Here is a 13,121-nt window from a genome sequence, read left to right on the forward strand (position 1 = left end):
CGTTATTCCAACTACTTCACTTCCTTCACACCCTTGACGAACATCCACGACATGTAAATCTTCATGCCGTCGTTGGTGCGGATCGCCTGGAATTTCGGAGAAAGTATGGTCGTGGCCACAAAAGCCGTGATCGGACGCCATAGCCCGGAAAGGTCGGTAAAATGCTGGATCAGGAAATACAGCGGGATGTACAGGATCGCAAAAGCGACGAAATTGTACAACAGCGCTTTGGTTTGTGGCGTCATGGCTGGAATTTGGCTTTTCGGCTGCCCTCGTACATCTCGTATTTGACGAAACGTGCCTCGAGGCTTCCGTTGAACAGTTTAATTTTTCTCGATGGCTTTAGTCCTACGAACTTGAGCGCTTCGATATTGCCCGTTATGAACCAGGCGTTCGTATTCGGATACGAGGTTTTCAACGTATCCCCGACCTCCCGGTAAAAACGCTCGAGATGGATGTCAAGCCTTTCCCCATAAGGCGGATTGAACACCATGTGAAGCGGGCCTTGCGTTTCTTTTTGCGTATCGAAAAAATTGCGCTCGTATACTTTGACATAGTCGTCGAGATTCGCATTTTTCAGGTTGTCCTTGGCTTTCATCACCACAGACGGCGCCTTGTCGTATCCGATGATCGAATAGTGGAATTCGCGCGTCTTCTTGAGCAATCCGTTGACAATCGTCTCAAACAGCTCGTTATCCCAATCTTTCCATTTCTCGAACGCAAACTCCCGTCGGTTGATGTTAGCAGGGATATGGCACGCAATCATGGCCGCTTCGGCTAGGATCGTCCCCGAGCCGCACATCGGATCGAGAAAGTCAGACGAGCCGTCCCAACCGGAAAGCAACAACATGCCCGCCGCCAAAACTTCGTTGATGGGCGCAATGTTCGTCGCGGTACGATAGCCGCGATGGTGCAGCGACGCTCCTGAAGTGTCGAGGGAAACATTGCACTGGTCTTTACCGATATGGACATTGATGCGCAAATCAGGATGGATTTTATCGACGCTCGGGCGTTGTCCGGTCTTGTTGCGGAATTGATCGACAATGGCGTCCTTACACTTTTGGGCCACGAACTCCGAATGGGAAAAGTGGTCGGAATGTACCGTCGCGTCGATCACGAACGTCTGATTGGCGTCAAGATATTCGGACCAATCGAGCATTTGGATGCCTTTGTAAAGGCTCGACTCGTTGAATGCGCGGAACTTGTGTATCGGCTTCAGGATTTTGAGAGCCGTGCGCAACGCCACATTGGCCTTGTACATAAACCCTTTATCTCCCAAAAAACTGACCATGCGGATGCCAGGCTCAACCTTTTGGGCGCCCAGCTGTTGTAACTCCTTGGCCAGAATTTCCTCAAATCCGAAGAAGGTCTTGGCGACCATCGTAAAATTATTTTCCATGTGGAAATGGCTTAAACGCTGCAAAAATAGACTAAATTTGCAAGATTCATCCCATACGTCAATGCCAAATTCCCAAAGTACGGATCCAAATGCCAGCAAACCTCAAAATTGGTATGCTTCCTGGTTCGACACGCCTTATTACCACATTCTTTACAAAGATCGCGATTACGCCGAGGCCCAGTTGTTTATGGACAACATCACGGCTTACCTGAACTTGCCCGACCAAGCTAAAATCCTCGACCTTGCTTGCGGAAAAGGTCGCCATTCGATTTACCTGAACCGCCTTGGCTATGATGTAACGGGAGCCGATTTGTCCGAAAACAGCATCCAGGAGGCTTCGAAATCTTCAAATGCGACACTTCATTTCAAAGTGCACGACATGCGCGAGCCCTGGGAAGAAAAGTTCGACGCCATTTTCAACCTGTTCACGAGCTTCGGTTATTTCGAATCGGACGACGACAACGCCACCACGCTCAAGGCGATCCACGACAGCCTGTCGGAATACGGATTCGCCGTCATCGACTTCATGAATGTCCACAAAGTCGTTTCGGGTCTCGTGCCAAAAGAAACCAAGACGGTCGACGGCATCGAATTCCATATCAAGCGGTTCGTGGAAGACAATCACATCGTCAAGGAAATACGGTTTTCAGACAATGGCCAACAGTTCGCCTTTCAGGAAAAAGTACAGGCGCTCACGCTCGATGATTTCCAGGCAATGATGGACGAGGCCGGGATCTACCTGCTCGACGTCTTTGGCGATTACAAGTTGCGCAAATTCCACAAAACCGATAGCGAACGCCTAATCATGGTCTTCAAATGATGAATTATCTCTTGCCGCTGCTTTCCGTGCTCATCGGATTCGCATTTGCGTTGTTCCTGCGTCCGCAAAAGAAATCCAACCTCAAATTACTGCTCGCCTTCAGCGGCTCGTTCCTGCTGTCGCTGACCGTGCTGCATTTGCTTCCAGAAGTGTACGAAGCGACGCTCCACGCACACGATTCGCACGGACACGGACATTCCCATGCCACTTCGATCGGGATTTTCATCATGGGCGGCATACTGTTGCAGATCGTACTCGAATTTTTTTCAAAAGGAGCCGAACACGGACACGTTCACGGACACGGCCAAATGAACCGAATTCCGTGGTCGCTGTTCATCAGTTTGTGCCTGCACGCCTTGCTCGAGGGCTTTCCCGTGGGCCATCATCACGATCTGGCCTGGGGCATCGCCATTCACCATCTGCCCATTGCGATCATCCTGACGCTGTTCTTTATCAATTCGGGAATGAGCAAGTCGAAGGTTTTCGGCTTTATGCTGACGTTTGCGCTGATGACGCCTCTGGGAACTTACGCTTCGGTAGCCCTGCCCGTCCTCTCTCACTATTATGCCGAGATCACGGCGGTCGTGATCGGGATTTTGTTCCACATTTCATCCACGATTATTTTCGAAGCCAGCGAAAACCACAAATTCAACATCGCAAAGATTACCGTCATCGTTTTGGGCATCGTGCTGGCCAGTTTCCTCTGATTATGGGCGATGCCTTCGGCCCAGGCTGTCGGCGGTCGCTTTTGCCAAACCTCAAAGGTTTGCGAATAGTAGCGTCACGACCGAACGATCTCCAAAACCTTTGAGGTTTCCGACAAAGAGCTCCGACAACGCCTCCATCCTTATCGCGTCCCGTTGTCGACGACCAAGCTGCGGACCGAAACAAAATCCGGAACTCCCGTCCCATATTTCCTATATTTGCCATGAACCGAAACCGCAATTTCGGGAACCAAGGAAAAACCACATCATGGCAGACTTCACCAAAACCACCGAACAATCGTCTCGATACGAGGCACTTGAAAACATGCCCGTTTCCGTGTTATTGGCTAACATCAACAACGAGGACAAAACCGTTCCGCTTGCCGTAGGAAAAGCCCTTCCGCAAATCGAGGCGCTCGTGAGCCAAATCGTGTCCCGAATGAGAAATGGCGGACGACTTTTCTATATAGGCGCAGGAACTTCCGGCAGGCTTGGAATCGTCGACGCTTCGGAATGCCCGCCGACATTCGGTGTTCCTTTCGACCTCGTGAACGGCATCATCGCAGGAGGCGATACGGCCATACGGCGCGCGGTAGAAAACGCCGAAGACGATCAACAACAAGCCTGGATCGATTTGCAAAACGCCGATATTTCCGCAAACGACACCGTAATCGGGATCGCGGCTTCGGGAACGACGCCGTATGTGATAGGCGGCCTCGATAAATGCAACGAGCACGGCATCCTGACCGGCGCCATAACCTGTAATTCAGGAAGTCCGGTCGCCCTGGCCGCAAAGTTTCCCGTCGAAGTCGTCGTCGGGCCGGAATTCGTGACCGGAAGTTCGCGCATGAAAGCCGGCACCGCACAAAAACTGGTGCTCAACATGATCTCTACGGCCACGATGATACAGCTCGGGCGCGTCAAAGGCAACAAAATGGTCGACATGCAACTCAGCAACAATAAACTCGTCGACCGGGGCGTGCGTATGATCATGGACGAAATCCCGGTTTCTTACGAGGAAGCTTCCGAAATGCTGGTCAAATTCGGAAGTGTCAGGAAAGCGGTTGAACACTACGATCCGAAAAGACTTGAGCTGTAATGGGTGCAATTGGAGCGGTTCTGCTGCTGGTATGCGTGGCGCTTTGGATAACTGCTTTCTGGCTCGTCAGGAAATGGCGGTTGCGCAACCGGTTTTTGAGTGGCAACGTGGTCGTATTGTTTCTGTGCCAAACCTTGATCTGGACGGCCAATATCGTCGAAACGAGGCATGACCGATACGGTTATTCGATTATTTTCGCGTCCGTTTTCTTTTTCTTGTTCCACACTGCCGCTGCATTTGCGTTAGGCGTGTATTTCAATTTGTCAATCAACAACGTAACTCATAAAAATGCCGACGGACAAAATCTTACTGAATAAAGGAATCAAATTCCTCGCTTTTGCGCTCCCCTTGTTTTTCATTGGGCCCACCGTAATTTACAACGCGTTCCAAAACCAGCATACCGCCTGGCATTATTTGGTGTTGGCCATAGGCGTACTAATGTGTTTTGGTGCCGTCTATCTTTCGTTTCGCGGATTGTCGACGATTGTCAGGAGCATGACCGACTGACGCAGCTATTCTAACGCTGCAATTGTGCCGAAAATCCTGATTTAATTCGGAGCATCAACTTATAATTTGCCGTGATGGCTCGATTTTATCTCAGACGTTGCGCAAAGTGCTGTAAGCGAACGGAACACTATCTCTAGGTGCGTGTAAGATTGCGCTTTTGGTTAGGAGCCGCTTTACCGGTGCAAATACACGAAAAGCTGCACGGCTTCCCGTCGCGCCCTGATTATGACAAACAGGGAATGTCCAAGCGCCGAATCTGTGACATCTTTTCTCAATTTTTTATTTTGTCACAAATTCGGTGTCAATTTTTTTTTTACGTAACAGTTTGTCACAACTATTCGAAAACCCGGGTACGGTCAAATTTCAATAGCAGATAAAGTTCCGGACATGGTTTACGGCATTTAATTCATATCCAGATTTTTCTACGCCGGTATCCCTTTCGTCAATTGTATCTTTTGACCCAATTTTCGATTTTGTCCAGCACGACCTTTTCAGAGTCGGGCTGGTTCATCCCGCAATCGTGCCCCTTTCCCGTCATGGTAACGAGCTCGTTTTTGACGCCCGCTTTTTCGAGGGCATTGCGCATTACCGTGGCTTGGGAATATAGCACAAGGTCATCCTTGTCACCGTGAAACAACAAAGTGGGGATGTTTTTGATCCTGGCATACGGGCTGATCGCAGTGAACGCTGCGTTTGGCTGCTCATCTTTTTTATAGCTGGAATTTGCCAACTTTTCCACGACGGCGGCCAATTGCATCCGCTCGATATGTGCTTGGTTTTCTTTGGTGTCAAATTGCGTCGGGCCGCAAAGCACCGCCACGGATTTTACACCTGAGTTTCGCGTATATGCATACAACATTGCCAGATGGGCTCCCGCGCTAATTCCCGATACGTGATATTCTGCCGAAGCAAACCGATGTTTGGCCGAAAGTTGCCTCATAAGCGTTTCGGCCAACGCGATATCGTCAAGCAAATCTTTGGCGCTTATTTTTTCGCTCACGTAACGGTAGTCGATGTTGGCCACGACAAAACCGCGGTCGCGTAAGTCCCGTGCGGTCTTATCGGTGTATTCCTTGCCTCCGAGACTCCAGGCGCCCCCGTGCAGCATCAGGACGACCGGTGTTTTCCTGTCGTGTTGCACCGGCAGGAACAAATCCAGGTTTTGTTGGGCTTCCTCCCCGTATTTGAGGTTTCGAAAGTCCTGTTGCGCACAGCTACTCTGGCTTGCGACAAAAAACAACAACGCGATATATAACTTCATCACTTCCTTTTTAATAGTTTGGCCATTTCGTTGGCGAATTGAATTCCAAAATCCATATAACCGGCGCTGTCGTAGTGCCAGGCATCGGAATAACCGTATTTTGACGTATTCCTGACGATAGCCGAATTGGAGTCGCCCGAGACGAATCTTTCCTGCATGGCGCGCACCACATCGCCGTATTTCATCAAAATTCCGGTCTCGTTCTGGCCCGAATCCGAGATCTTGCCGATGACCACCGGTAAATCGTTGTTTCCGAAAACCTCACGCATCTTCCCTATCAGATGCGCTAAATTCTTGTGGTATTCATAGGCGATTTCTTCCGTAAAACACGCATCGGCCTCGCCTTGCATCCAAAGGATTCCCGAAGGCACGAGCGTATCGGGCCTTCCGTCTCCGTTTATATCTTGTATCGCTTGGGCGCCTTTTACCGTTTTAAGGAAAAAATCCCATTGATTGGGCTTGCCGCGATATTCGGGTTCCCAACAGCCGAACGGGCCGGTGGCCAGGCTGTCGATCCCCGATCCATTCCTTGCATATTTGACGATCGCTATTTTTTCACCGGGATACAATTCCCGCATTCGCTCGGCGAACGTCATTTCGGGGCCGAAACGCGCCGACAATTTGTTTTGTTTGCCGTCGGTTGAAAAGTCGGTTCCGTGACCCGGGCGCAGTTGCTCCCATTTGCCCACTCCCAGACCGCTTTGGCCATCTCCACCGCGATTGCCATCGAAAATGTATACGTCCTGCATGGGTCCGGAGAGTTCTGCGGGTAGATCTTTGACGTACCCAAACCCTTCCATGTTGGACTGGCCGCCGAGATAAAACATCCGGAAAGTGTCACCCTTGGCAGATGGCTTTTGCTTTTTGACCTGTGCCGCAGATGAATGCATTCCGGCGAACAAGGCAAAACTGCAAATAAAAAATCGGGATAAGCGGTAATTAAGCATTTGTAGTCGTTTGTTGTCGTTTACTGTCGCTTGTAAACGTTTGTTGTCGGAAAAATACGAAAAGCGTTTTAATTCGCAGGAACCAAATTTGACGGATTGTGGCGAAATTATCCCGCTCGAGCTTTACCGGATGGAAATCCTGAACTACTTTTGCAAACGGGCCCGCAGCCGCGATGGAAGCGAAAAGCCCACAGTTCCCCGACCGTGATTTTTGCGGATTGGCGCGGCGACCAACGGAAGCCGCAGCCCGGCCGCCAAAAAACCGGTTGGGGAACGAGGACTTGAAGCGGACAGCGGGATTTGCTGCCCAAATAAAAATCAAAAAGATCAATGAAAAAACTGTTTTTACTTTTGCCGCTTGCGTTTTTGTCTTGCTATCAGGCAGAACGCGACTGTAAGGATTTCAAAACCGGGACTTTTGAATTCACGACCGAGGTCGACGGCGTAAAAAAGACGACGACATTCGTGCGCACTGAAAACCAGGAAATTGATTTTTATGACGGAAAGGCAGACACCGCCTCGATTAGATGGGTAAACGACTGCGAATATATCGTGCAGAAATTGCATCCCAAAAATATGGCCGAGCGCAAGGCGATTGCCATGAAAATCTTGACCACATCGAAAAATTCGTATACCTTTGAGTTCGGGATCGTCGGGAGTGCGGCGAAACAAAAAGGTACCGTAACTAAAATAAAATAATACGCATAGATGGAAGTTTTCCTGAATCCGAACGCCTGGATTGCCTTATTGACACTGACTTTTCTCGAGATCATACTCGGGATCGACAATATCATCTTCATCTCGATCACTACGGGAAAACTACCGCCGGAGCAGCGAAAAAAAGCGACCAAAATAGGAATGTTCCTGGCGATGTTCATGCGCATTGCGATGTTGTTCGGGATCAGTTTGCTGATTGCCATGAAAGAGCCTTGGTTCAATATCGAGACGTCTTGGCTGGAAATGCACGTTTCCGGACAGGCCATCATCCTGTTTCTCGGCGGATTGTTCCTGTTGTATAAAAGTACGGTAGAGATCCGTGAAAAAGTGGATTATAAAGGACACGAGGAGAAGCAGGTCAAGAAAAGCGCCGCGAAGTCGTTTGGCAACGTGATCTTCCAGATCATCCTCATCGACATCGTATTCTCTTTCGACAGCATCCTGACGGCCGTGGGAATGACCAACGGCGTCGAAGGGGCAATTTACATCATGGTGACGGCGGTTGTGATTTCGGTACTGATCATGATGCAGTTTGCGGTCCCGGTTGGGAATTTCGTGAACAACCATCCTTCGATCCAGATCCTGGCGCTGTCGTTTTTGGTGCTTATCGGATTTATGCTTGTGACCGAAGCGGCCCACGTTTCCCACGCGTCGTTTTTTGGAAACAGCGTGACGTCCATTCCGAAAGGCTATCTGTATTTTGCCATAGCGTTCTCGCTGTTGGTCGAGTTCCTCAATATGAAAATGGACAAGCACAGCAAAAAAAATTCACCGGACGAACCTGCCTGATTTTGAGATATTTCATCGTAATAACCGCTTTTTTATTCCTGCTCAAGCCGGTGCTTCCGGTTGTGGAATATGCGCTCAATTACGATTATATCGTGGTTTATCTTTGCGAAAATAGGGCCGAACCCGAAATGCAATGCAACGGTAAGTGCCATTTGATGAAGGAACTCGCGAAGGCGTCCGAAACCGAAAAACCGGCTTCCCAAAACGACAAAAAAGGTTTCTCCCCTATTGAACTATTTTGCAATATCGATGTGAATACCGCAGTTTCGGACGAAATTCCGGTTACTGAAAATCGCATCGGATACTTTCATACCACTTCCAATCCCGTCGGTTTTGACGGTTCTGTTTTCCATCCGCCTGTCGTGGCATAGTTGATTATTCGTTTTTGAACCAGCATGGTTCTCCTTTTTAACGCCCATTGGGCATACATCAACTATATACAGAATCGAATGAAAACGACAAAACTATTTGTTGCCGCAATGGCAGCCGCTTCCCTATTTGTCTCTTGTAACAATGACGACAGCGCCCCGGCGGCGACCGGAACCGGAAAACTCAATCTCGAATTTGACAACGTCTACGCGGGAAACAACCTCATTTTGGAGACACAACCCAACACGACATCTGGAAATGAAGTCCTTAAAGTAAGCTTGCTTAAATATATAGTGAGCAACATCAAATTGACCAAATCTGACGGAACGGTCTTTACCTATCCGAAATCCCAAAGTTATTTCATCGTTGACGAGACCGATGTCGCCTCTCAAATCCTGAAATTGGAAAATATACCGTCAGGCGACTACGTCTCGGTAAGCTTTGGGATAGGCGTCGACCAGCAACAATGGGAACTTGGAGCCGACGGACAGGGCGATTTCCTGGCGTTGGCGCAAACCGAAGACATGCTGTGGTCGTGGGGCGCAGGGTACAAATTCCTTGCTTTCGAAGGTACGTTCACTTCGCCGGGCGTAGGTTCGCCAACCGTTTTCATGGTGCACACAGGCAAGACCGGAACCGATTACAATTACACTTCGGTCACGTTGCCGCTGACCAATGCAGCCTTGGTCCGCACGAACATAACGCCCCAGATCCACGTATTTGCGGACGCTTCTAAAATCATCGATGGCCAGAACAATATCCTGCTTTCCGAGAATAATTCCGGCGGAACGGGCGCTATGATCATGGGCGGCGCCAACTTGGCTTTAATTACCGCAAATTTGTCGGAAATGTTTACGATAGACCACGTTCACAACGACTGATGAATCGGTTTTTCGTTTTAGCTTTCATCGGGCTGGCCGCGTGCTCGCCCGATGATTCTGATTATGTGGACGTTCCGCTGGAGGTAGCCAGGCCGTCCAATTTCCCGGATTTCGCCTATAATTTTAACGCCAATCCTCCTACCGAGGCGGGATTTGAACTCGGGAAAAAGATCTTTTACGACGGTCGCCTGTCTTCGGACGCAACGATTTCGTGCGGTTTCTGTCACATCCAGCAACACGCGTTCACCCATCACGGCCACAGCCTTAGCCACGGCATCGATAATGCGGTCGGCATGAGAAACACGCCTGCGATCCAGAACATGGCGTTCCAAAATTCGTTTATGTGGGACGGCGTTTCGGACAATCTCGATCTGCAACCGATCATTCCGATCACGAGCGAGATTGAGATGCACGGGAATTTCGCGGCCATCGTCACGATGATGCAATCTGACGCCCAGTACCGCACGATGTTCAAGCGCGCCTTTCCTGATGCGGAAATCGATACGGAACACTTGCTCAAAGCGCTCGGCCAATTCATGGCGATGATGCAAAGTTCCAATTCAAGGTTCGACAAATTCCGCCGCAACGAAGGTCCGGGTACGCTCTTGAATACCGAAATGGCGGGCTATCAGTCGTTCCAGCAAAAATGCGGCTCGTGTCACGCCACAGATTTACAAACCGACAATTCGTTTCGCAACAACGGGCTCTCGTTCAATGCGCAACTCGGCGATTTCGGGCGTGAATCCGTAACGGGACTCGCCTCCGACCGTTTCAAATTCCGTGTTCCGAGTTTGCGCAACGTCGAAAAAACCGCGCCTTATATGCATGACGGAAGGTTCTACACCCTTTCTTCTGTGCTCGACCACTACGCATCCAACATGGTCGATTCTCCGACACTCGATCCTGTCCTGCGACAAAACGGCACGATCGGGATTCCGCTTTCGGACTTGGAAAAATCGAACATCATCGCATTCCTCAAAACCTTGACGGACGAGGAATTCCTTACCAACCCTAAATTTTCAGAATTCTGATGAAGAAATTCCTATTGTCCTTTTTATTTCCGACGCTGTTGTTTGCGTCCGAAAAAGACAGCCTTTCGATAGACTACAAACACAAATTTGCGCAAATGCTCGACGATTGCGACGCTTGCGGATGTTCGGCAACTGGAGGAAGCATGGGCTTCGCCTCGCTGCTCAACACGAATTTCGTCGGCTTGCGCTACATTTACCAGCGTTATTCGAGCACTGATGGGCTTTATGCCAACTCGCCCTGGTATACCGAACAGTTCAATTCCGTACAGGTTTGGGGCCGCATCCCGATCTTTAAAAATACCCAGGTAAGCGTTTTGCTTCCGTATCACAGCAATTCACGGGAAACGCAGACGGGCTCCAACACGATTTCCGGTGTGGGCGATTTGACGGCGATCGGGTTGTACCGCGTCTATCAAACGATGTCCGATTCTACTTTCCTTGCCCATACGATACAGCTTGGAGCCGGAGTAAAAGCGCCTACCGGGAAATACGATGCGACCAATAATGGCTCGATCAATCCTGGTTTCCAGCTTGGGACAGGGAGTTGGGATTACTTGTTCTTGGCCGAACATATCGCGAGACGCAAAAAATTCGGTTTGCAAACGATGCTCAATTACGTCGTCAAGACCGAAAACGACAAGCATTATCGTTTCGGAAACCAATTCAGCTATTCCGGAACGCTGTTCTGGCTTCACGAACGAAATGATTTCTCTGTTTCGCCCCAGCTGGGAGTTGCCGGGGAAGTATCGGAAAGCAACCGGCAATATGGCCAACGCGTGTCTGAAACCTCGGGAAGCGTCGTCTTTGGTAAACTGGGCTTGGAAACCGGCTTGGGCAAATGGTCGGCCGGCGCGCAATTTCTGCTTCCGATAAGCCAAAACCTGACCGGCGGGCGCGTCGACGCGAAATACCGCTTCGGACTCAACCTGAACTACAGTCTCTGAAAGCATCGACCATCATCATCATGATTAATTTTTTAACTATTAATTGAGTTTTATTTACATCGATTATAAACAGTAACGATTTGATGAACTGAAACGCCAAAGCGATACCCATTTCAAAATTTTCGCTTAAAGCCGCCATAACATAGCAAGAATAGTTTTGCCTCAACAAAAAAACACAACCATGAGAAAAACAATTCTTGCTTCTTTGGCGGTTTCGGCGGTTTTGGCCGTTAGCTGCGGCGATGACGATTCGGGCCCGAAAGTCAACAACAAAATCAATTTCACCACAAATTCGGATATCCCGCCATTGGTCTATGGCATGACGGGTTTCGAAAACCTGGAAATCTCCACGCTGATCACCAGTGCCGACGACCTGAGCCAGTCGCCGTCGTTCGTTTATGGCGCCCAACCTGACGGACAGGGCCTGATGAAAGATCCTTCCGGCAAGGGTTACATCATGTTCACCAACCACGAAATCCTTAAATCGGTGTCGCGTGTGTATCTCGACGAGACGTTCAAGCCGGTAAAAGGCGAATATATCGTAGACGGGATCGGAGGCTTGACGCGCTTGTGCTCGGCTACATTGGCAACGCCTGAAATACACGGTTTCGGCCCAATCTTTTTGACCGCAGGCGAAAGCGGGGAAGAAAGCATGGTGCACGGCATCGACGTATTCAGCCCGGTAAGCGACAAAAGCCGCACTGACCGTGTGCTTCCGGCCCTTGGAAAAGCCAGTATGGAAAATGCCGTGCCGCTTCCGAAGAACGTGTATCCAGGGAAAACCGTGATCCTGATAGGGGAAGATCAATCGTATGGAACGGCTCATGTGAGCGCGGGGCAGCTCATTATGTATGTAAGCAACACCGTTGGAGATTTACAGAACGGAAAACTGTACGTGCTCAAGAGAAACGATGGCAACCAGGTCGAGATGAACATCGCGCTCAACAACTCCTACCCTGTAAGCTGGGTGGAGATCCCGAACGCGGCGTCACTTACGGGAGCCGTGATCAATACGACGGCCAACAACCTTGGCGCGATCCGCTTTTCGCGCGTCGAGGATGTCGATTACCGCAAAGGCAGCAAAGCCAACAACCGCGAGGTCTATTTTACGGCGACAGGACAGGCTACGAACAATCAACCGGTCGAAGGTTACACCATGTGGGGACGCGTATATCGCCTTAAAATGGATGCCAACGACCCGCTTAAAGGAAGCATCGAGGTTATTGCGGAGGGCGACAGCACACCGGGAACCGGCATGATCAATCCGGACAACCTTTGCGTAACCGACAATTTCGTGTACATACAGGAAGACGGCGACAGTTACTATCAGGCGGCCCAGCACGATTCGTATATCTGGCAATATGACATCCGCTCCAAAGCGTTGAAACCTTGGCTCAACATGAACCACAAGCGCAACGACGCAGCGTGGAACGGCCAATTCAACCAATCGGGAGAAATGCGACTCGGAAGCTGGGAGTACGGAGCGATGATCGACATTTCCGACATCATCGGCGTACCCGACACCTTCCTGGTCAACATCCATCCTCACACCTGGCAAAGCGATGCCTTCCTGAATGCGGACGGCAGCGGAACCAATACGAACAAAGAGGCGGGGCAAACCGTCATCATCCGAAACGTACAACGCTAACCACC

General features: G+C 50.0%; 16 protein-coding genes. 12 read left to right on the forward strand and 4 right to left on the reverse strand.

What is annotated here, in order from left to right:
* Positions 1-11: 11 nt before the first annotated feature.
* Positions 12-245: a hypothetical protein gene (locus HC229_RS03000; RefSeq protein ID WP_191018949.1), complete on the reverse strand. Its 234-nt coding sequence runs from the start codon at positions 243-245 to the stop codon at positions 12-14.
* The gene (locus HC229_RS03005) at positions 242-1,399 is read right to left on the reverse strand and encodes a THUMP domain-containing class I SAM-dependent RNA methyltransferase (RefSeq protein ID WP_191018950.1); all 1,158 of its coding nucleotides are present in this window, start codon (positions 1,397-1,399) and stop codon (positions 242-244) included. Before HC229_RS03005 ends, HC229_RS03000 begins: the two co-directional genes overlap by 4 nt.
* A 61-nt stretch (positions 1,400-1,460) precedes the next feature.
* Between HC229_RS03005 and HC229_RS03010 the strand changes: the two genes are divergently transcribed.
* The 5 genes from HC229_RS03010 to HC229_RS16580 all read left to right on the forward strand — a co-directional run bounded on the left by HC229_RS03010 (position 1,461) and on the right by HC229_RS16580 (position 4,529).
* Positions 1,461-2,219, forward strand: coding sequence for a class I SAM-dependent methyltransferase (locus tag HC229_RS03010; protein WP_191019087.1), 759 nt, complete (start codon positions 1,461-1,463; stop codon positions 2,217-2,219).
* Positions 2,219-2,926 carry a ZIP family metal transporter gene (locus tag HC229_RS03015; protein ID WP_191019088.1) on the forward strand — a complete coding sequence of 236 codons (708 nt, stop codon included), beginning with the start codon at positions 2,219-2,221 and terminating at the stop codon, positions 2,924-2,926. The genes HC229_RS03010 and HC229_RS03015 overlap by 1 nt, the downstream gene beginning before the upstream one ends.
* Before the next feature lie 265 nt (positions 2,927-3,191).
* Positions 3,192-4,022: an N-acetylmuramic acid 6-phosphate etherase gene (murQ, locus tag HC229_RS03020; protein ID WP_191018951.1), complete on the forward strand. Its 831-nt coding sequence runs from the start codon at positions 3,192-3,194 to the stop codon at positions 4,020-4,022.
* The gene (locus tag HC229_RS03025; protein ID WP_191018952.1) at positions 4,022-4,339 is read left to right on the forward strand and encodes a hypothetical protein; all 318 of its coding nucleotides are present in this window, start codon (positions 4,022-4,024) and stop codon (positions 4,337-4,339) included. The genes murQ and HC229_RS03025 overlap by 1 nt, the downstream gene beginning before the upstream one ends.
* On the forward strand, positions 4,311-4,529 hold the full coding sequence (locus tag HC229_RS16580) for a DUF6095 family protein (RefSeq protein WP_223845501.1): 219 nt from the start codon (positions 4,311-4,313) through the stop codon (positions 4,527-4,529). Before HC229_RS03025 ends, HC229_RS16580 begins: the two co-directional genes overlap by 29 nt.
* A 442-nt stretch (positions 4,530-4,971) precedes the next feature.
* Here the strand turns inward: HC229_RS16580 and HC229_RS03030 are convergent, their stop codons facing one another.
* Complete coding sequence (locus HC229_RS03030) at positions 4,972-5,790, reverse strand: alpha/beta hydrolase (RefSeq protein WP_191018953.1); 819 nt, start codon at positions 5,788-5,790, stop codon at positions 4,972-4,974.
* Positions 5,790-6,737 carry a sialate O-acetylesterase gene (locus HC229_RS03035; RefSeq protein WP_191018954.1) on the reverse strand — a complete coding sequence of 316 codons (948 nt, stop codon included), beginning with the start codon at positions 6,735-6,737 and terminating at the stop codon, positions 5,790-5,792. Before HC229_RS03035 ends, HC229_RS03030 begins: the two co-directional genes overlap by 1 nt.
* Positions 6,738-7,067: 330 nt before the next feature.
* On the opposite strand from HC229_RS03035, the gene HC229_RS03040 reads away from it, so the two are divergent.
* The 7 genes from HC229_RS03040 to HC229_RS03070 all read left to right on the forward strand — a co-directional run bounded on the left by HC229_RS03040 (position 7,068) and on the right by HC229_RS03070 (position 13,116).
* Positions 7,068-7,436, forward strand: coding sequence for a DNA topoisomerase IV (locus tag HC229_RS03040; protein ID WP_191018955.1), 369 nt, complete (start codon positions 7,068-7,070; stop codon positions 7,434-7,436).
* A 9-nt stretch (positions 7,437-7,445) separates the two neighbouring features.
* A complete protein-coding gene (locus HC229_RS03045; protein WP_191018956.1) occupies positions 7,446-8,243 on the forward strand; it encodes a TerC family protein in 798 nt (265 codons plus the stop codon).
* 2 nt (positions 8,244-8,245) lie between these two features.
* Positions 8,246-8,614, forward strand: coding sequence for a hypothetical protein (locus tag HC229_RS03050; protein WP_191018957.1), 369 nt, complete (start codon positions 8,246-8,248; stop codon positions 8,612-8,614).
* A gap of 78 nt (positions 8,615-8,692) precedes the next feature.
* Positions 8,693-9,493 (forward strand): MbnP family protein, encoded by an 801-nt coding sequence (locus HC229_RS03055; RefSeq protein ID WP_191018958.1) that lies wholly within the window; start codon positions 8,693-8,695, stop codon positions 9,491-9,493.
* A complete protein-coding gene (locus HC229_RS03060) occupies positions 9,493-10,524 on the forward strand; it encodes a cytochrome-c peroxidase (RefSeq protein WP_191018959.1) in 1,032 nt (343 codons plus the stop codon). Before HC229_RS03055 ends, HC229_RS03060 begins: the two co-directional genes overlap by 1 nt.
* Positions 10,524-11,468, forward strand: coding sequence for a transporter family protein (locus tag HC229_RS03065; protein ID WP_191018960.1), 945 nt, complete (start codon positions 10,524-10,526; stop codon positions 11,466-11,468). Before HC229_RS03060 ends, HC229_RS03065 begins: the two co-directional genes overlap by 1 nt.
* A 181-nt stretch (positions 11,469-11,649) precedes the next feature.
* Complete coding sequence (locus HC229_RS03070) at positions 11,650-13,116, forward strand: alkaline phosphatase PhoX (protein ID WP_191018961.1); 1,467 nt, start codon at positions 11,650-11,652, stop codon at positions 13,114-13,116.
* The last annotated feature ends 5 nt before the right edge of the window (positions 13,117-13,121 follow it).

This window comes from Flavobacterium selenitireducens, assembly GCF_014748335.1.
In the GTDB taxonomy this organism is placed as follows: domain Bacteria; phylum Bacteroidota; class Bacteroidia; order Flavobacteriales; family Flavobacteriaceae; genus Flavobacterium; species Flavobacterium selenitireducens.

What these genes read in the sequence shown, in the direction of transcription:
- HC229_RS03040 (WP_191018955.1), top strand. Translation starts at nt 7,068, where the DNA reads ATGAAAAAACTGTTTTTACTTTTGCCGCTTGCGTTTTTGTCTTGCTAT.
- HC229_RS03015 (WP_191019088.1), top strand. Translation starts at nt 2,219, where the DNA reads ATGAATTATCTCTTGCCGCTGCTTTCCGTGCTCATCGGATTCGCATTT.
- HC229_RS03010 (WP_191019087.1), top strand. Translation starts at nt 1,461, where the DNA reads ATGCCAAATTCCCAAAGTACGGATCCAAATGCCAGCAAACCTCAAAAT.
- HC229_RS03045 (WP_191018956.1), top strand. Translation starts at nt 7,446, where the DNA reads ATGGAAGTTTTCCTGAATCCGAACGCCTGGATTGCCTTATTGACACTG.
- HC229_RS03070 (WP_191018961.1), top strand. Translation starts at nt 11,650, where the DNA reads ATGAGAAAAACAATTCTTGCTTCTTTGGCGGTTTCGGCGGTTTTGGCC.
- HC229_RS03030 (WP_191018953.1), bottom strand. Translation starts at nt 5,790, where the DNA reads ATGAAGTTATATATCGCGTTGTTGTTTTTTGTCGCAAGCCAGAGTAGC.
- HC229_RS03055 (WP_191018958.1), top strand. Translation starts at nt 8,693, where the DNA reads ATGAAAACGACAAAACTATTTGTTGCCGCAATGGCAGCCGCTTCCCTA.
- HC229_RS03005 (WP_191018950.1), bottom strand. Translation starts at nt 1,399, where the DNA reads ATGGAAAATAATTTTACGATGGTCGCCAAGACCTTCTTCGGATTTGAG.
- HC229_RS16580 (WP_223845501.1), top strand. Translation starts at nt 4,311, where the DNA reads ATGCCGACGGACAAAATCTTACTGAATAAAGGAATCAAATTCCTCGCT.
- HC229_RS03025 (WP_191018952.1), top strand. Translation starts at nt 4,022, where the DNA reads ATGGGTGCAATTGGAGCGGTTCTGCTGCTGGTATGCGTGGCGCTTTGG.
- murQ (WP_191018951.1), top strand. Translation starts at nt 3,192, where the DNA reads ATGGCAGACTTCACCAAAACCACCGAACAATCGTCTCGATACGAGGCA.
- HC229_RS03065 (WP_191018960.1), top strand. Translation starts at nt 10,524, where the DNA reads ATGAAGAAATTCCTATTGTCCTTTTTATTTCCGACGCTGTTGTTTGCG.
- HC229_RS03000 (WP_191018949.1), bottom strand. Translation starts at nt 245, where the DNA reads ATGACGCCACAAACCAAAGCGCTGTTGTACAATTTCGTCGCTTTTGCG.
- HC229_RS03035 (WP_191018954.1), bottom strand. Translation starts at nt 6,737, where the DNA reads ATGCTTAATTACCGCTTATCCCGATTTTTTATTTGCAGTTTTGCCTTG.
- HC229_RS03060 (WP_191018959.1), top strand. Translation starts at nt 9,493, where the DNA reads ATGAATCGGTTTTTCGTTTTAGCTTTCATCGGGCTGGCCGCGTGCTCG.